General features: G+C 61.8%; 15 protein-coding genes and 1 tRNA gene. 10 read left to right on the top strand and 6 right to left on the bottom strand.

The annotated features are described in order from the left end of the window. Window positions 1–211: 211 nt before the first annotated feature. Both ICL81_RS08665 and ICL81_RS08660 read right to left on the bottom strand, forming a co-directional pair. A tRNA-Lys gene (locus ICL81_RS08665) sits at window positions 212–285 on the bottom strand. 154 nt (window positions 286–439) lie between these two features. Further along, a complete protein-coding gene (locus ICL81_RS08660; RefSeq protein ID WP_188034497.1) occupies window positions 440–646 on the bottom strand; it encodes a hypothetical protein in 207 nt (68 codons plus the stop codon). 255 nt (window positions 647–901) lie between these two features. Between ICL81_RS08660 and ICL81_RS08655 the strand changes: the two genes are divergently transcribed. Continuing rightward, window positions 902–1,138 carry a hypothetical protein gene (locus ICL81_RS08655; RefSeq protein WP_188023751.1) on the top strand — a complete coding sequence of 79 codons (237 nt, stop codon included), beginning with the start codon at window positions 902–904 and terminating at the stop codon, window positions 1,136–1,138. A 302-nt stretch (window positions 1,139–1,440) separates the two neighbouring features. Here ICL81_RS08655 and ICL81_RS08650 read toward each other — a convergent pair whose 3' ends face one another. After that, the gene (locus tag ICL81_RS08650; protein ID WP_188034496.1) at window positions 1,441–1,608 is read right to left on the bottom strand and encodes a hypothetical protein; all 168 of its coding nucleotides are present in this window, start codon (window positions 1,606–1,608) and stop codon (window positions 1,441–1,443) included. 167 nt (window positions 1,609–1,775) lie between these two features. On the opposite strand from ICL81_RS08650, the gene ICL81_RS08645 reads away from it, so the two are divergent. From ICL81_RS08645 to ilvC, 3 genes are read left to right on the top strand one after another with little or no spacing between them, the layout of a single operon-like run. Then, on the top strand, window positions 1,776–3,617 hold the full coding sequence (locus tag ICL81_RS08645; RefSeq protein WP_353055472.1) for an acetolactate synthase large subunit: 1,842 nt from the start codon (window positions 1,776–1,778) through the stop codon (window positions 3,615–3,617). A 3-nt stretch (window positions 3,618–3,620) separates the two neighbouring features. Next, the gene (gene ilvN, locus ICL81_RS08640; protein ID WP_188023749.1) at window positions 3,621–4,130 is read left to right on the top strand and encodes an acetolactate synthase small subunit; all 510 of its coding nucleotides are present in this window, start codon (window positions 3,621–3,623) and stop codon (window positions 4,128–4,130) included. A 45-nt stretch (window positions 4,131–4,175) separates the two neighbouring features. Then, a complete protein-coding gene (ilvC, locus tag ICL81_RS08635; protein ID WP_223160368.1) occupies window positions 4,176–5,192 on the top strand; it encodes a ketol-acid reductoisomerase in 1,017 nt (338 codons plus the stop codon). Between the two features lie 225 nt (window positions 5,193–5,417). On the opposite strand, the gene hrpB is transcribed toward ilvC, so the two are convergent. The 3 genes from hrpB to ICL81_RS08620 form a co-directional block, all read right to left on the bottom strand. Beyond that, window positions 5,418–7,997 (bottom strand): ATP-dependent helicase HrpB, encoded by a 2,580-nt coding sequence (gene hrpB, locus ICL81_RS08630; RefSeq protein WP_188034494.1) that lies wholly within the window; start codon window positions 7,995–7,997, stop codon window positions 5,418–5,420. 58 nt (window positions 7,998–8,055) lie between these two features. Beyond that, window positions 8,056–8,958: a DUF4190 domain-containing protein gene (locus ICL81_RS08625; protein WP_188034493.1), complete on the bottom strand. Its 903-nt coding sequence runs from the start codon at window positions 8,956–8,958 to the stop codon at window positions 8,056–8,058. A gap of 183 nt (window positions 8,959–9,141) precedes the next feature. Continuing rightward, the gene (locus ICL81_RS08620; protein WP_215394780.1) at window positions 9,142–9,984 is read right to left on the bottom strand and encodes a DUF4190 domain-containing protein; all 843 of its coding nucleotides are present in this window, start codon (window positions 9,982–9,984) and stop codon (window positions 9,142–9,144) included. 228 nt (window positions 9,985–10,212) lie between these two features. Between ICL81_RS08620 and ICL81_RS08615 the strand changes: the two genes are divergently transcribed. From ICL81_RS08615 to ICL81_RS08595, 6 genes are all read left to right on the top strand, one after another. Continuing rightward, window positions 10,213–10,770, top strand: coding sequence for a hypothetical protein (locus tag ICL81_RS08615; RefSeq protein ID WP_188034492.1), 558 nt, complete (start codon window positions 10,213–10,215; stop codon window positions 10,768–10,770). Beyond that, window positions 10,770–11,093, top strand: coding sequence for a hypothetical protein (locus ICL81_RS08610; RefSeq protein ID WP_188034491.1), 324 nt, complete (start codon window positions 10,770–10,772; stop codon window positions 11,091–11,093). The genes ICL81_RS08615 and ICL81_RS08610 overlap by 1 nt, the downstream gene beginning before the upstream one ends. A 116-nt stretch (window positions 11,094–11,209) precedes the next feature. Further along, complete coding sequence (gene serA / locus ICL81_RS08605) at window positions 11,210–12,799, top strand: phosphoglycerate dehydrogenase (protein WP_188034490.1); 1,590 nt, start codon at window positions 11,210–11,212, stop codon at window positions 12,797–12,799. A gap of 661 nt (window positions 12,800–13,460) precedes the next feature. After that, the gene (locus tag ICL81_RS11845; RefSeq protein WP_215394779.1) at window positions 13,461–13,679 is read left to right on the top strand and encodes a hypothetical protein; all 219 of its coding nucleotides are present in this window, start codon (window positions 13,461–13,463) and stop codon (window positions 13,677–13,679) included. A gap of 10 nt (window positions 13,680–13,689) precedes the next feature. Then, window positions 13,690–15,954, top strand: coding sequence for a polyribonucleotide nucleotidyltransferase (locus ICL81_RS08600; RefSeq protein ID WP_188034489.1), 2,265 nt, complete (start codon window positions 13,690–13,692; stop codon window positions 15,952–15,954). A 138-nt stretch (window positions 15,955–16,092) separates the two neighbouring features. Then, a complete protein-coding gene (locus tag ICL81_RS08595) occupies window positions 16,093–17,442 on the top strand; it encodes a pitrilysin family protein (protein WP_188034488.1) in 1,350 nt (449 codons plus the stop codon). Window positions 17,443–17,447: the final 5 nt, after the last annotated feature.

Raw genomic sequence — 17,447 nt, 5'->3', positions numbered from 1 at the left:
AACCCGACAATGGGCCAGAGCTCTACGGCACAGGACTCGATGCTGCGGAAGGGCTCTGGCTACGTGCTGGATGGGGAGGACGGGCATGACCCGCCCAACCGTTTACACACGTTTTGTCCTATAACCCCGGGAACTGTTGGCGCGCGCAGCGTCCACCACAGGCCCCGAGCAAAACAAAAAGGGCGAGATCGTGAAGATCTCGCCCTGACTGTGCGCCCCCGGGGAATCGAACCCCGAACCCTCTGATTAAGAGTCAGATGCTCTAACCAATTGAGCTAGAGGCGCATGCTGCCGTGCTTGGCAACGAGGAATACATTAACACGGCTTCGCGAGCCCACACAAAATCAGGCCGCTGGCCCGTGCGTGTCGTGCGGAGTGCGGAGTGCTTGCGATGATCCGCGTCATGAATGGCCTGGCCAAGACGCCGTGGCGGGCGATGTTACTCGCCGAATGCCTCGAAATCGGCGTCCTCATCTTGCATGGCGACGCTGGCAATCGCGAGCGCGAGACCGGCGGCCCAGACTCCCCAGACGAGAGCGATGCGCCAGTCCTTGCGCATGCTCTGGGTGCGACGCACGGTGGTGAATGCGCCAGCTGCTGCGCCGATGACGCCGGGGTTGGTGACGTACTTGCCGATCGAAGTCATTGAGATTCCTCCGCTATTGAAGTGGCTGATGGGTGAGGTTGTGATTGATGCTGCAACCTTGCCGCATCACGTGGGTGACCCGGGCGGTATACCGGCCCAAAATGATGAACCGGGGCGTTCGCTGGCGGGTGTGAACACACTACCGCGCCGAGGTGGGGTACGCTTGGTTTGGTTCGCGCGAACATTTGGTGCGCGCGAAAAGACTTCATGGAGCCGCGGGCTCCGATGTGAAATCAGTTCCTATGGAGGGCAGTCATGGCAAAGAACGAGCAGCTGTTTGAAGAGAGCTCGCAGGGTGCAACGAGCGCGATCACCGTTATCGGCTTCCTGCTTTCGTGCGTGTTTGTGTTCGGTGGCTTCTACCTGTTCGGTGCGGGCTTCAACGCTGAGCTTCCCCTGATGACGCAGCTCTCGATCTTCGCTGGTGGCCTCGTTGCAGAGCTCATTGGCTGGATGATTCCCTTCGTTTTCCTCCCCGCAATCGGTAAGTAATTACGCGCTGTAGCGGCAAGCGATAAGCGAGATCGGCTCGGGCCGGTTGTAGCAAAAGGGGTGGATCGGAGCTTTCCGATCCACCCCTTTGTTCTTTCTGCCCTGAACTTCAGTGATCTTCGTCATGAACGCGTGTCGGCATATGGCTTAGCTCTATGCTGGGAGATATGGCAATGGGGTGCATTGGATCGCGCATGCGCGACGACACGCGAGCGCGTTCGCGAGCTCGCGTGAATGCATTACTATTGACGAGTGGACAGGCCACGGTTGGCACAACCGAATCGGGGCTTGAACATTTGGAATCAGAGGTGCTGAGCACAGTTTCGCATCTCTGGATCGGCGATGCCGACCTGAATCGGGTCGATATCGCGCCGCATACGCTCGACGTGCTGGTAGATCCCGCAGAGCTTGTAGCCCGACAGGACAGTTGGGCTCGCTTCCTTATCGCTATGGCGCCATTGTGCCCGCATCGCGCGCGACTCTCATCAGCTCCGGCTTCCCACCGTGAGCATTGGCAATCCCAAGATGACGTCGTTCGGATCGATGAACGTGACAGCGACTGCACCAGCCGCATTTCCCACAGCGGCGCAACTTGCTCCCGCAGACTCTTGTCTCGTTCACACACTCGGTCCCCGCAGTGTGTGCCGCACGCGAATCAGATCAATCCACTACTCACGAAAGACACGTAATGTCATTGGAATCGAGTGAAGAACTCAAGCACGGCCAGCGCGGCGAGCGTATGACCGGTGCTCAGGCGGTCGTTCGCAGCCTTGAGTCTCTCGGGGTCACCGATGTGTTCGGCCTGCCCGGCGGCGCTGTTCTGCCCCTGTACGACACGCTCATGGATGGTAATGACCTTCGTCACATCCTCGTACGCCACGAGCAGGGTGCTGGTCACGCTGCTGAGGGTTACGCAGCGGCGACCAACAAGGTCGGCGTCTGTATCGCGACCTCCGGTCCTGGCGCAACGAACCTGGTGACCGCAATCGCTGACGCGTACATGGACTCGGTCCCGCTGCTCGCGATCACGGGTCAGGTGTTTTCGCACCTGATGGGCACCGACGCGTTCCAGGAAGCTGACATCGTCGGCGTCACGATGCCGATCACGAAGCATTCGATCCTGGTCAAGAAGCCTGAGGATGTTCCCGGCGCTATCGCTGCGGCACACCACCTCGCAACGACCGGTCGTCCCGGTCCCGTTCTCGTGGACATCACGAAGGACGCGCAGGAGGGCGAGCTCGACTTCGTATGGGATCCTCGCGTGGATCTTCTCGGCTACCGCCCCATCACGAAGGCCAACAGCAAGCAGGTACAGGCGGCTGCCGACCTCATCGCTGCCGCAGAGCGTCCCGTGTTCTACGTTGGTGGCGGTGTCAACCGCGCCGGCGCTTCGGAGGAGCTCCTGCAGCTCGCCGAGCTCGTTGGTGCACCCGTTGTCACGACGCTGATGGCGCGCGGCGTATTCCCTGACTCGCACAAGCAGCACCTGGGCATGCCCGGTATGCACGGCACTGTTCCCGCTGTGCTTGCGCTGCAGGAGTCTGACCTGCTCATCACACTCGGCGCCCGCTTCGATGATCGCGTGACCGGCAAGGCTGCACTCTTCGCACCCGACGCCAAGGTGATCCACGCAGACGTTGACCCCGCTGAGATCGGCAAGATCCGCGCTGCTGACGTCCCCATCGTTGGCGACGCTGCCGAGGTTATTGCAGATCTGATCGCTGCGGTCTCGACCGCCAAGCTGACCCGTGAATTCGCGGATCAGAGCGCATGGTGGGAGCGCCTCAACATGCTCCGCGAGCGCTTCCCGCTCGGTTACCAGCCGACGACTGACGGCCTGCTTTCGCCGCAGCACATCATCCAGCGTATCGGTGAGCTCACAGGCCCCGAAGGCATCTACGCCGCAGGCGTTGGCCAGCACCAGATGTGGGCCGCACAGTTCATTAAGTACGAGCGCCCCGGCGCTTGGCTGAACTCGGGCGGCGCAGGCACCATGGGCTACTCGGTTCCCGCAGCAATGGGCGCAAAGGTCGCAGAACCTGACCGCCACGTGTGGGCAATTGACGGCGACGGCTGCTTCCAGATGACCAACCAGGAACTCGCGACCTGCGTCGTGAACAACATTCCCATCAAGGTTGCGGTCATCAACAACTCGTCGCTTGGCATGGTGCGCCAGTGGCAGACCCTGATTTACAACGGTCGCTACTCGAACACCGAGCTCAACACCGGTCATGGTTCGGTTCGTGTGCCTGACTTCGTGAAGCTCGGCGAAGCTTACGGGTGCCTCGCGATCCGCGTCGAGCGCGAGGAAGAGATCGACGCTGCTATCAAGCTCGCGCTTGAGACCAACGATCGTCCCGTAGTTATTGACTTCGTGGTGAGCGCAGACGCAATGGTGTGGCCGATGGTCCGCCAGGGTACGTCGAATAGCGACATCCAGTACGCACTTGATCACAGCCCGGAATGGGAAGGAGAGTAAGCCATGGCACGTCACGTTCTGAGCCTGCTCGTCGAAGATAAGCCAGGCCTGCTCACCCGCGTTGCGGGTCTCTTCGCCCGCCGTGGTTTCAATATTGAGTCGCTCGCAGTTGGCCCGACCGAGGTGCAGGGACTCTCTCGCATCACCGTTGTGGTTGACGAAGATGAGGTGCTCCTCGAGCAGGTCACCAAGCAGCTCAACAAGCTTGTCAACGTCATTAAGATCGTTGAACTCGAAGAATCGAACTCTGTGCAGCGCGAGCATGTGCTCGTGAAGGTGCGTGCTGATAATCAGACGCGCTCGCACGTGCTCGAGTCAGTGTCGCTCTTCCGTGCACGCGTCGTAGACGTTGTGCCCGACGCGCTGACGATCGAGGTCACTGGCGACAGTGGCAAGATCGAAGCCTTCCTCCGCGTCCTCGAGCCGTTCGGCATCAAGGAGATCGCGCAGTCGGGCCTCATTGCGATGGGCCGCGGCTCAAAGTCGATCACCGAACGCGTGTTCAAAAGCTAATTTTTCACATTCCAAACGAATATAAGGAGGCCACTCGTGGCTGAAATGTACTACGACAAAGACGCAGACCTCTCGATCATCCAGGGCAAGAAGGTAGCCGTTGTTGGCTACGGCTCGCAGGGTCACGCACACGCAATGAACCTTCGCGATTCGGGCGTTGAGGTCGTTATCGCTCTCAAGGCTGGCTCGAAGTCGATCGCCAAGGCTGAAGAGGCTGGCTTCAAGGTGCTCTCGGTTGACGAGGCTTCGGAGTGGGCAGATCTCATCATGATCCTCGCACCGGACCAGCACCAGCGTTCGATCTACAACGACCAGGTCAAGCAGCACCTCACCGCTGGCAAGACCCTTGCGTTCGCACACGGCTTCAACATTCGTTTTGGCTACATTGAGGCTCCCGAGGGCGTTGACGTTATCCTCGTAGCTCCCAAGGCTCCCGGCCACACCGTGCGCCGCGAGTACGAAGCTGGCCGTGGCATCCCCGACATCATTGCAGTCGAGGTTGACGCATCGGGCACCGCTTGGGAGACCGCAAAGTCGTACGCTAAGGCAATCGGCGGCACCCGTGCAGGCGTCATCAAGACCACCTTCACTGAGGAGACCGAGACCGACCTCTTCGGCGAGCAGGCAGTTCTCTGCGGTGGCGCTTCGCAGCTCGTTCAGTACGGCTTCGAGACCCTCACCGAGGCTGGCTACCAGCCCGAGATCGCTTACTTCGAGGTGCTTCACGAGCTCAAGCTCATCGTTGACCTCATGTGGGAGGGCGGCATCGCTAAGCAGCGTTGGTCGGTTTCGGACACCGCTGAGTACGGCGACTACGTTTCGGGCCCCCGCGTGATCGATCCTTCGGTCAAGGAAAACATGAAGGCTGTCCTCGCTGACATCCAGTCGGGCGCATTCGCAACCCGCTTCATCAACGACCAGGATGCAGGCGCTCCCGAGTTCCTGTCGCTCCGCGCAAAGGGCGAGCAGCACCCCATCGAGACCACCGGTCGCGAGCTGCGCAAGCTCTTCTCGTGGAAGACCACCGATGAGGATTACGTTGACGGTTCGGTTGCACGCTAAGTAGCGTTCGCTTCACTCGTTATGTGTGGGCGGTGCCCCGGGACTTCGGTCCCGGGGCACCGCTTTTTGTCTGTTGTTCTGCGCGAACTTGCGAGTTCCACTTTGGGGCCTCAGCCTCGCGAAACAGACCGTTTCTGCTGAGATCCGCCTTTTCTGGCGCAAGAAACACCTCTTCTCGAGAGAACGGGTGAGTTTCGAGGGAGCGACGTGTGAAAGTGCAGCGCGCTAGCCGTCGAGGCGGGCCTGCGCACGCTTGGTGCGGGCAGTGGCGACGGCCGTCCAAGGGTCCTCAGGCCAAGGATGCCGCGGGTATTTGCCACGCATTTCCTTACGCACGTCCTGGTAGGGGCCGTTCCAGAACGACGCGAGGTCATCGGTCACGGCAAGTGGACGCCGAGCCGGCGACAACAAGTGGAACAGTATCGGCACACGGCCCTCAACGAGGCGAGGCGTCTCTGCATAACCAAATAGCTCTTGGAGCTTAACTGCGACCACAGGTGAGTGATTGCTCGCCTCAGGCAGCGCATATTCGATGCGCACATGCGAGCCAGAGGGGACCGCAAGCCGCTCGGGGGCGAGCTCATCGAAGCGGGCCGCCGCGGGCCAAGGAAGCAGCCGTCGCAGGGCAGCAGTGAGCGAAATCTTGTCGAGCGCAGCCGACGGGTGGGCTGACGCGAGATCGGGCCCAAGCCAGTCTTCGAGGCCGGTGAGCAACGCCGCATCATCGACCGCGGGCCACGGTGCCCCAAGCTCACGGTGCAGCAGCGCGAGACGCCCGCGGAGCTGCAGCGCATCCTCGCTCCAACCGAGCACACCGAGGCCTGATTCGCGAATGTGAGCAACGAAAGCGGCTGCGGTGTCGTCGGCACGCGCAGCAACCGGTTGCGCACTGAGCGTGATCGCGCCAAGCTTGCGTTCTTCGCGCACCTGCACTTTGCCGTCAACAATGCGCGCGGATCGGCCTCTCGTCAACAGGCCAGTGCCGATTTCGAGCGCGGCTTCGGCAGTGAGCGCACCCGCCATGCGAATGACTGCGCCAGTGCCGTCTGCGACACGGCCCTCGGCACGCTGGACTTCACGAACCGCGATCCATTCGGCGGCGATGAGGCCGCTGCCCTCGGGAAGCGCAGCTCGGGTACCACTCGCGAGCAAGTACGTGCGTGCGTGATCGCCGGTGCGGCGTGCGATCCACTCTGGCCGGGAGAGCGCGAGGACTTCGCCCGCGTCTGGGATCCCAGACGAAGGTCGTGTCGAAGTGGCGTCCTCGCGGGCGATCCGCTCCAATCGTTGCACCTCACGCTTCCAACGCTGGGCTCCGGGCGCACGTCCCGACCGGAGCTCGGTGAGGAGCCTTCCAAGATCCGCTGACGGTTCTCGGTGATCGTCAGAGATCGCAGCCACCACCTCGGCTACCCCGCGCGCATCACCGAAATGCTGCGTGCCAGAAAGGAGCGCTCGCGCCTCGCGCACGCCGACCGGCAACTGCGCAACGCGCGTACCAAGCGGGGTTGGCCGGCCGTCCGCTGAGACAAGCGAGAGTGCGAGGAGCAGCGACTCAGCCTCGGACATCGACGCTGCCGGGGGAGCAGTGGGCAACGCGAGTCCGCGACCACCGGGGGTACCCCAAACCGCGAGGAGGAGGGCCGCGTCGAGGAGATCAGCCGAAGCGATCTCGGGGGCGGCCGCGGCTGGCATACGCGCGAAGTTGGCTTCGCTGTACACACGCACCGCGTGGCCCGGTCCGAGGCGGGCAGCACGACCCGCGCGCTGCTCAGCGCTCGCGCGCGAGGCGCTGACAGTGACGAGTCCGCTCATGCCGCGGGCGCGGTCGCGGCGCACCTCTCGGGAGAGCCCGGAATCGACCACGAGGTGCACGCCCGGCACGGTCAGGGAGCTTTCGGCGAGTGAGGTGCTGACGACGATCCGTGGTGGGTCGCCGGCCGCGCGCCCGCGCACCGCGCGGTCCTGATCCGCCGATGCCAAACGGCCGTGTAGCGGGAGGACGTCGACGGCCGCCGATCCGCGCCCCGTCGCAAGCCGCTCCGTGATGAGCCGGACAGTATCGTCGACTTCGCGCGCGCCTGGAACGAACACGAGCGCATCGCAGCCGAGGGTGCGCTGCTCCGTGACGGCAACCTGAGCGAGGTGTTCGAGGTAGCCGCGGGTGACGCCGCGATCGTCGAGGCGACCCGCGGCGTAGGGGGCATAGCTGTGCGTGAGCGGGTGCAAGACCGATGGGACTTCGACCGTGGGCGCGGATCCCAACAGCTCAGCGAACTGTGCCGCGTCAAGCGTTGCTGACATGGCAACCACGATGAGATCGTCGCGGAGGGCTCGGGCCTCAGCCACGAGCGCGAAGAGGAGGTCGCCGTCGAGCGAACGCTCGTGCACCTCATCGAGGATGACGGCGCCAACACCGGTCAGCTCTGGATCGGCAAGGAGCTTCCTGAGGAGCACACCCGGGGTGAGCACCTCGATCGCGGTGTCGTCACTCACGCGTCGTTCGCCGCGGACGGTGAATCCGACGGCGTCGCCGACTGATCCGCCATCCAGCGACGCGATGCGCCGTGCGGCCGCGCGAACGGCGACCCTGCGCGGCTGCGACAGCAACACTGTACCGCCGTTGCCACCTGGTGCGCTGAGTAGGTTCGCGATCAGCGGCGGGATGAACGTGGTCTTGCCCGTGCCAGGCGGCGCGGTGATGATTGCGGCGCCGGTGCGTGTGGCTTCCTCGAGCGCGGATCGCGCCTCAGCGACAACAAGGCCGGCGCCGATGCGAGTGAGATCAAACTGATGGGAAGCCACACGACAATCCTAGGGAAGGTGTGACTGAGCTTCTGTCGTTCAGGGCCTTGCAAACGTGTTAGTGGTTGAGTTCGTAGTACTCTTCCGAGGCGTTTTCTGCGGCCTGCTCGGCTGCTGTAACCTGCTCTTGGGTGAAGCCGCAGTCAGTGACGGCGGTGTACTGCCACTTGTATTCCAGGCTCGTAAGCGAATCGGTAAAGTATGCATCGCGCACGGTGCCGCTGACGATCGAGCTGTCGAAGAGCTCTGCTTCTTCCTTGAGGCTTTGCGCTTCGGCACACACTGCGGTGCCACCGAAACCGCCGTCAACCCAGAAAACCTCATCCTTACCGGTGAGGGTTGTGACCAACGCGGTTTCTTCTGCGATCGTCCATTCGTCGTAGAAGCTGTCATCAGGGGAAACATATTCATCAGACGAGTCGGTGCCATAGCCGTAGTCGCTACCGTAATCGTAGGTTGAAGCACCAATACCAAAGAGGGTGAGGAAGCTGAAGCCGATGATCATCCAGACGACCAGGATGAATGCCCAAATCGCGGTGCCAATATAGCCAATGATGAGGCCAGCGATCGCCATACCGCGTCCGCGATCGAGGCGCTTCTTGATCTGGCTCAGGGCGATGTGACCGAGGACAACTGCCGCAACCGAAATGATTCCGAGGGTGAAGAAGCCGACAATCGCAGCGATAAGCGACAAAATAGCGAGCACATTCATTGGCGCCTGCGACTGCGGATACTGCGGAGCAGGCTGCTGGCCGACGTACGGCGGCGCGGGAGGGAAGCCCGGTGCGCCGGGTGCTCCCTGGTAGGGCGGAGCTGGCGGCTGATACGCGGGCGGGGCTGCAGGGTATGCAGTGGGAGCGGCAGTGTACGCAGGTGCGTCTACTGGGGGCGCCTCATACTGGGGTGCCTGCTGCTGCTGCTGCGGTGAATCTTCAGGCCGCTCGGCGTTTTCGTTCGTCATGCTTTGCCTCCGGTAACTAACTGGTCGTTCCAAGGGTATTCCAATCAATCACGGGATGAAAGCGACTGAGTGTCGCATATCTCCGTAACGGTGCGGATCTGAGCGGCAAATGATCCGCGCCCCTGGCGAAACGCAGCAGGGCGGGCGAGGAGATCCCCGCCCGCCCCAAAACGCGTGATGTGGCTAGCCGACGAGACGCTCGAAGAAGTCATCTGCTGCGTCGAAGGCGATGTCTGACGCTGAGTCGACCTGGTCGAACGTATAGCCGCAGTCGGCCACTGCGATGTCGTCCCAATCGACGGCGAGTCCGGCGCTGCCGTTCTCCCCGAAGGACTCAGCAACAGTGCCCGAAACGATTTCATTCCCGGTCATGTCGACATCCAGGGCGAGGCCGGACGCTTCCTTGCAGACTGCACCGCCGGTCGCGCCACCAGGGACCCAGAAGATCTGATCCGAGCCAGTGAGCGTTGTGACAATCGAGGTCTCAGCGAAGATCTCGACCTCGCGATACACCTCGTCGGTGACGTCATTGCCATTCTCATCGGTGATGATTTCGCTCGACCCTGGATTCTGGCCTGTTTCAAACTCGAAGTCGCCATTCTGAGCTGCGGCTAGGAATCCGATGCCAAGGATCAGGCCGAGAACGAGCAAGATCGCCCACAGAGCAATGCTGACGTAGCCGGTGACGAGGCCGGCAATTGCGAGCCCACGGCCACGTTCGCCGCGCTTCTTAATCTGGCTGAGTGCGATGTGGCCAAGAACGACCGCGACCACCGCGGGGATGCCGAACACAAAGAGGCCGACGATACCGAGAATGAGTGAGATCAACGCCATGGTGTTCAGGCGAGGCTGCATCGGTGCGGACGGCGCGTAGACGGGCTGCGGGGGAGCCGGCTGCTGCGGCGCCGGTGGAACCTCTGGTGCTGCTGGTGCTGCTGGTGCCGCCGGCTGTACAGGCTGCTGTGTCTCGCCAGGCAGAGTGCCCTCAGGCTCGCCCACTGGCTGTTCTGGATTTTCGTTTGTCATCCCGCACCTCCGTCGATTGATTGATACTTCCAAGGTTATGCCAAGAAAGCCAGGTTGTGCAGCAGATTTGTGGTTCCCAAACAGCTGCGGTGCCGGCGTTTGCCGCCGGTTTGGTGGCAGTGGTGTCCCTCGCATCATCAGGGCTTCCTGGCGTCATGTCGTCGCGCGTAAAGCCGTCTCAACCGAATCCTCAGAGAAGCCATGGCTGGCGTGACTACACTGAGCTGCGTGAAGAAGAAGACTGGAGAAGCGGGCGAGGCCCGCTCGATCCGCGCCGGATGGACCGTTGAAGCAACGGACGCCACGCCAGATACTGCAGCCGGACCCAACGCTCATGCGAAGCCAACGGTCGATACGCCAGAGGTAGGGGGATCGAGCGTAGACGCTTACGTCACAACGACTGTGGGTGGCCCTGGGGACGATCGGAACAATGCCACTGACAGCCCCGAGGTGGCCGTGTCAGAGGCGCCGAAGCAGATGAGCGCCATCCTGCTCGTTGTGCTCGGGATCGTCGGCGGCATGTACATCTTCTACGCGTGGGTCACGCTCACGTGGGTGCGCGCGTATGATGCTGCGATTGCGGCATCGGTCGCTGGAAGCGGCGCCATCGGCGCTTTCCTGCAGCAGGCAATCTACTGGCTGTCACCGCTCGCTGCGATTGCTTGGTTTGTTGCGGTGCTGGTGCTGTACCGGAAGAAGCCCATCAAGCTCATCGTCGGACTCGTGCTCGGCCTCATTATTCTCGTGCCGATCCCCTTCCTCTTCTCGATCGGAGTCGCACTCTAATGGCGAAGCGCATTCTCGGATGGGCATACGCCGTCATCCTCTTCGTATTTTTCGTGTCATCGACGGTATTCGCGGTCGCGAACCTCGTTGGTATGAGCAACCTTCGTGGTGACTCCCTTTCGACGCTCGGCTGGGGCCTCCTGATTCTGAATGTTGCTGCACCCGCACTTGCGCTGCTTGCGGCACTCCTGCTTGGGCGCAAGCGGGGTGGCGGATCGAAGCTACTGTTGCTCACAGTGGCACTCTGCGTCGTGGCTGCGATTCAGCTGGATGTCTTCCACCTCCTGTTCCCGATTGAACAGATCGGGTATTTGTTTCAGTAATAGTGCGTAGTTCTCGGGAACACGAGCGGTTCTTCTTCGGGGAACGGTTATAGACTGGCTGTGTTCGCGCGCCTCGCGTGACAATTTCTGACCGCCACCCTGAGAAGGAACCGCTCGTGTCAAAGCCGGTCGTGCTGATCGCCGAAAAACTCTCGCCCGCTACTATCGCCGCGCTCGGCCCCGACTTCGACGTGGTTCACGTCGACGGAACCGACCGTGACGCACTTCGCAAGGAACTCGCTACCGCGAGTGCTGTGCTCGTGCGCTCGGCAACTCAGATTGATGCCGAGGCTCTCGGCTGGGCTCCCGAACTCAAGGTCGTCGCTCGCGCGGGCGTTGGCCTTGACAACGTTGACATCAAGGCTGCAACGCAGGCTGGCGTCATGGTAGTGAATGCTCCTACCTCCAACATCATCAGCGCTGCAGAGCTGACCGTTGCTCACATCCTGGGCCTCGCTCGCAATCTGCAGCGCGCACACGCTTCGCTCTCGGCTGGCGAGTGGAAGCGTTCGTCGTTCTCGGGCACCGAGCTCTACGAGAAGACGATCGGTATCGTCGGCCTTGGCCGTATCGGTGCCCTCGTAGCTGAGCGTCTCCGTGGCTTCGGCGTCGAGCTCATCGCGTTCGACCCCTACGTCACCGCAGCGCGCGCACAGCAGCTCGGCGTACAGCTCGTGTCGCTCGAAGAACTCGTAGAGCGTGTTGACTTCCTCACCATCCACATGCCCCGTACTCCCGAGACCCTCGGCATGATCGGCGCAGAGCAGCTCAAGGCAATGAAGAAGACCGCGTACGTGGTCAACGTTGCACGCGGTGGCCTCATTGACGAAGCAGCACTCGCAGCGGCACTCACCGAGGGTGAGATCGCTGGCGCAGCACTCGACGTCTTCATGCAGGAGCCCCCGGCTGACAACTCGTTCACCGGTCTCCCCACCGTTAACGTGACCCCGCACCTCGGCGCTTCGACCGCTGAAGCGCAGGAGAAGGCTGGCGTTGCAGTTGCAAAGTCGGTTCGTCTCGCGCTCTCGGGCGACCTCGTCCCCGACGCAGTGAACGTTGCTGGCGGCGTCATCGACGAGTACGTTCGTCCCGGTCTGCCCCTCACCGAGAAGCTCGGTCAGATCTTCGCAGGTCTCGCGTCGGGTCCCCTCGCGTCGGTTGACATCGAGGTACACGGCGAGCTCGCAGAGCACCGCGTTGAGGCACTCCGCCTCGCAGCGCTCAAGGGCATCTTCTCGAAGATTGTCAGTGAGCCCGTCTCGTATGTGAACGCACCGCTCCTCGCAGAGCAGCGCGACGTTGAGGTTCGCTTCTCGACCGACACGGTCGCAGAGAGCTTCCGCAACATCATCACCCTTCGTGGCTCGCTCACCGACGGCACCCAGATCTCGGTCTCGGGTACCCTCACCGGCCCCAAGCAGGTTGAGAAGATCGTTGAGATCAACGGCTACGACCTTGAGCTCGCTATCTCTGAGCACCTCATTGTCTTCAGCTACACCGATCGCCCCGGCATCGTTGCAGCATACGGTGGGCTCCTCGGCGACGCAGGCGTCAACATTGCCGGTCTCCAGATTGCACGCGACGAGAAGAAGGGCACCGCGCTCTCGGTTCTCTCGGTCGACACCGCAATCGAAGCTGAGCTGCTCGAGCAGCTCAGCGAGAAGATCGGTGCAGATCGGCTGCACGCAATCGACATCGACGCCTAGAACTGTTCTGCCGCTTCGGCAACTGTAGCTTTCGGAGGCATCGAGGCTAACCCCTCGAAACCAAGCGTTTCCCCCGAAAAAGCCCCTTTCATTCGTATGAAAGGGGCTTTTTCGTATGAACGGCCCTGTTTCGAGGGGTTGGCCGGCAGCTATACGCGCGGAGCGCGACCGCACCGCGCCATTCTCGCGCAGTTACGCGCCAATCGGAGTCATTGGTTCACGCCACCGGCTCTTCGCCAGGGACTGAAATGGGCCGGCCAGAGGCCGGGCTGTCTGAGCTGGGAAAACAAGCGATGAAGTGAGCAGTGCAGCCCGTTCATCAGCACGCGAGAAGTACGCCGCGCCCGCAACCCCGCAACCCCGTAGCTGATGGTCAAGTCGCTGAACGCCATCGGCTAGGGAAGTGAACTTGGCTTTCTGCTCGCGGAAATCATTGTTTCTGCAGTGTTCATCATTGAAAGCGCCGCAGCATTCAGCCTGCGGTCCGTGTTGGTGGGCGTCGGGTGAATTGATGACTTCTTCTCATTGATTGCATAACTGGCCGCGAAGGCGATCGTTGATAACCGTACGTCGATCCGCCCACCACCTCACCCAATCGCCCGGGCGTTCGCTACCCAAACTCAACGAGCCAAACCATGAGCGCAACTGATAGCCTGGCTGCGTGGGCATTTGCCCGCACCAACGAAGCGCGAACGAGTCAGATCTCGTGCTGGTCTTCGGTGGTGGATCCCTTGCCAAGCCTGACATGGCTGAAAGTGACCGTCGTATCGCGGCGGTCATCAGGTGGAGCAAGTGGTCTTCCACTGAACATCAGTCCGTGGTCGCCCGCGCAGCAACCTGGCGCCGCCAGGGGGAGCTGTGCAGCGTTCGCCTGGAGTAAAGGAGAACCCGTGGAGGGTCCTGAAATCAAGTTTGCGGAGGCCGTGCTCGACAACGGTCGTTTCGGCAAGCGCACCATCCGTTTTGAGGCTGGCCGTCTCGCACAGCAGGCACAGGGTGCCGTTGCTGCGTACCTCGACGAGGAGACCATGCTCCTCTCGGCTACCAGCGCATCGAAGCAGCCGAAGGATCACTTCGACTTCTTCCCGCTGACCGTTGACGTTGAAGAGCGTTCGTACGCCGCTGGCAAGATCCCCGGCTCGTTCTTCCGCCGTGAGGGTCGCCCCTCGACCGAGGCTATCCTTGTGTGCCGTCTCATCGACCGCCCCCTGCGCCCGTCGTTTGTCGACGGTCTCCGCAACGAGGTTCAGATCGTTGTGACCGTGCTCTCGATCGCACCGGGTGAGTACTACGACGCGCTTGCTATCAACGCAGCGTCGATGTCGACCCAGATCTCGGGTCTGCCCTTCTCGGGTCCGATCGCAGGCGTTCGCCTCGCGCTGATCCCCGGCTTCGGTTCGGACGCAGACCAGTGGGTCGCGTTCCCGAACGACGAGCAGGTAAAGGAAGCAGTCTTCGACCTCATGGTTGCAGGCCGCGTCGTTACCAAGGCTGACGGTACCGAAGATGTCGCAATCATGATGGTTGAGGCTGAAGCTACCGAGGGTTCGTGGGACCTCATCAAGGCTGGCGCTGTCAAGCCTGACGAGGCAGTTGTTGCTGCGGGTCTCGACGCTGCAAAGCCGTTCCTGACTCAGCTGGTGAAGGCTCAGGAAGCACTCGCTGCGCAGTCGGCGAAGGAAATCGCTGACTACCCCGTCTTCCCCCCGTACGCTGATGAGACCTACGCAGCAGTTGCTGAGCTCGCAGAGGCAGAGCTGTCGTCGATCTACCAGATCGCTGACAAGGTTGAGCGCCAGGATGCTGACGATGCGCTCAAGGCGCGCGTCAAGGAAGCAATCGCTGCGAAGATCGAGGCTGGTGAACTCGACGCTTCGGCAGAGGGTCAGGTCTCGGCTGCGTACAAGTCGGTCACCAAGAAGATCGTTCGCGGTCGTATCCTCAGCGAGGGCGCACGTATCGATGGCCGCGGTCTCCGTGACATCCGTGCACTCGACGCAGAGGTGCAGGTCATCCCTCGCGTACATGGTTCGGCAATCTTCCAGCGCGGCGAGACCCAGATCATGGGTGTCTCCACGCTGAACATGCTGAAGATGGAGCAGCAGATCGACTCGCTGTCGCCCACGACCAGCAAGCGCTACATGCACCACTACAACTTCCCGCCCTACTCGACCGGTGAGACCGGCCGTGTTGGCAGCCCGAAGCGCCGCGAAATCGGCCACGGCTTCCTCGCAGAGCGCGCACTTGTTCCGGTACTTCCGAGCCGCGAGCAGTTCCCGTACGCAATCCGCCAGGTTTCTGAGGCACTCGGTTCGAACGGTTCGACCTCGATGGGTTCGGTCTGTGCATCGACTCTGTCGCTGCTGAACGCAGGCGTTCCGCTGCGCGCACCTGTTGCGGGCATCGCAATGGGCCTCGTGTCTGACCAGGTTGACGGCGAGACCCGCTTCGCTACCCTCACCGATATTCTCGGCGCAGAGGACGCGCTCGGCGATATGGACTTCAAGGTCGCAGGTACCCCTGAGTTCGTTACCGCTCTCCAGCTCGACACCAAGCTCGACGGCATCCCCTCGGACGTCCTCGTTGGTGCACTGTCGCAGGCGAAGGAAGCGCGCACCGCAATCCTCTCGGTCATGGAGCAGGCAATCGACGCTCCCGACGAGATGGCGCCCACCGCGCCTCGCGTCATCAGCGTGCAGATCCCCGTTGACAAGATCGGTGAGCTCATCGGTCCTAAGGGCAAGACCATCAACGGCATCCAGGACGAGACGGGCGCTGACATCTCGATCGATGACGACGGCACCGTCTACATCGGCGCAGTTGACGGCCCCTCGGCTGAGGCTGCACGTGCACAGGTCAACGCAATCGCGAACCCTCAGAACCCTGAGGTTGGCGAGCAGTACCTCGGCACCGTCGTGAAGAACGCGGCATTTGGCGCGTTCGTCTCGCTCCTCCCGGGCAAGGACGGCCTGCTGCACATCTCTGAGGTGCGCAAGCTCGTCGGCGGCAAGCGTATCGACTCGGTCGACGAGGTGCTCTCGGTGGGTCAGAAGATCCTCGTGAAGATCACCAAGGTTGACGATCGCGGCAAGCTCTCGCTCGAGCCCGTTCTCGAAGAGAAGGCGGAAGAAGAAGCAGCTCCCGAAGCTGAGTAATTTCGCCCCTCGACGGTAACGTCACGACATCGCGCCCGCGGCCCCAGCAATGGTGGCCGCGGGCGCGATGCGTTTCTGCTTGCGGATCGATCCGCGCCCCTGGGGAGTTGTTCAGAAGGAAGGGCATAGGCTGGGGGAATGCGCGAGCCGATTCTTTTTCCCCTCGACCAGCCTGAGCTTTCGATCGATCTGGGTGGCGGTGAGATTCGGCGTACGGTGCACCCGAGCGGATTGCGCATTCTGACCGAGCGTATGCCAGCTGCGCGCAGCGCGTCGATCGGTTTCTGGGTTGGTGTCGGTTCTGCTGATGAGCAGGCAGTGAGTAACGAAGCGCCCGGGAGCCTCGGTTCGACCCACTTCCTCGAGCACCTGCTCTTCAAAGGCACGCCTACGCGCGATGCGTATGAGATTGCCACCAGCTTTGACCGAATTGGTGCCGAGCACAACGCACTCACCGCGAAGGAATACACCTGCTACTACGCAAAGGTCCGTGACGCGGATCTGGAGCACGCGACCGTTGTCCTCACCGACATGGTGGCAAACTCGGTACTCGACGAGAAAGAGTTTGAGACCGAACGCGGCGTCATTCTCGAAGAACTCGCAATGGCAGCAGACGATCTTGGTGATGTCGCGAGTGAGCGACTATTCGAAGAGGTGCTCCGCGGGCACGCGCTTGGCCGTCCGATTGGCGGCAATAATGAGACGATCCGCGCTGCACAGCGTGATGATGTGCTTCGTCATTACAAGGAACAGTACGATCCCTCGACCCTGATTGTGACGGCAGCTGGTGCGGTCGATCACGATCGATTTGTCGAGATCGTCCTGCGCGAATTGGGCCTCGCAGACTCGGCGCAGTGGGATCTCAACGTGGATCGCACGCCCGTGCGCCGCGCGGCCGCCGCGCAGGGCTGGGTCGGAGCGCCCGGTGCTCCCGCGCTTGTGAATCGTACGAGTGAGCAGGTAAACCTCATGCTCGGTACCCCCGCACTGCGAAATGGTGATCCGCGCCGTTACGCCTACGGCATCATGAATTCGGTGCTGGGTGGGGGCATGTCCAGCCGGCTGTTCCAGGAGATCCGCGAGAAGCGCGGCCTGGCCTACACAGCGTATTCCTTCGGTGCGAGCTACACAGACGCTGGCCTCTTCGGTATGTACGCGGGTATGGCACCGGCGAACGCGGTCGAGGTCATGGAGCTGGCAGAAGCAGAGCTTGCTCGGTTGGCGGATCAGGGGATCACCGAGGAAGAACTCGAACGTACCCTTGGTCAGGTCGCTGGATCTTCTGCCCTGGCGCTCGAAGATTCGGACACGCGTATGAGTCGCCTCGCACGCGCAGAGATGACCTCGGGGGAGTTCTACGACCTTGATATGTCGCTCGAGCGCTATGCGGCTGTAACAAACGATGAAATTCAGTCAATGGCGAAGACGCTCGCAGCTCAGCCGCTGCAGATCGTTGCGGTTGGCGCTGTGGAAGGTCTCGGCCTCTAAGCGGA

The organism is Leucobacter sp. cx-328 (assembly GCF_014530035.1).
GTDB lineage: Bacteria > Actinomycetota > Actinomycetes > Actinomycetales > Microbacteriaceae > Leucobacter.
Note: the sequence above shows the minus strand (reverse complement) of the source record. Positions and strands in the feature narration are given on the sequence as shown.

Bases quoted from the DNA above. Each gene is read 5' to 3' on its own strand.
- ICL81_RS08620 (WP_215394780.1), bottom strand. From the start codon at position 9,984: ATGACAAACGAAAATCCAGAACAGCCAGTGGGCGAGCCTGAGGGCACT.
- ilvC (WP_223160368.1), top strand. From the start codon at position 4,176: ATGTACTACGACAAAGACGCAGACCTCTCGATCATCCAGGGCAAGAAG.
- ICL81_RS08610 (WP_188034491.1), top strand. From the start codon at position 10,770: ATGGCGAAGCGCATTCTCGGATGGGCATACGCCGTCATCCTCTTCGTA.
- ICL81_RS08650 (WP_188034496.1), bottom strand. From the start codon at position 1,608: ATGCGGGCACAATGGCGCCATAGCGATAAGGAAGCGAGCCCAACTGTC.
- ICL81_RS08655 (WP_188023751.1), top strand. From the start codon at position 902: ATGGCAAAGAACGAGCAGCTGTTTGAAGAGAGCTCGCAGGGTGCAACG.
- ICL81_RS08595 (WP_188034488.1), top strand. From the start codon at position 16,093: ATGCGCGAGCCGATTCTTTTTCCCCTCGACCAGCCTGAGCTTTCGATC.
- ilvN (WP_188023749.1), top strand. From the start codon at position 3,621: ATGGCACGTCACGTTCTGAGCCTGCTCGTCGAAGATAAGCCAGGCCTG.
- ICL81_RS08660 (WP_188034497.1), bottom strand. From the start codon at position 646: ATGACTTCGATCGGCAAGTACGTCACCAACCCCGGCGTCATCGGCGCA.
- ICL81_RS08625 (WP_188034493.1), bottom strand. From the start codon at position 8,958: ATGACGAACGAAAACGCCGAGCGGCCTGAAGATTCACCGCAGCAGCAG.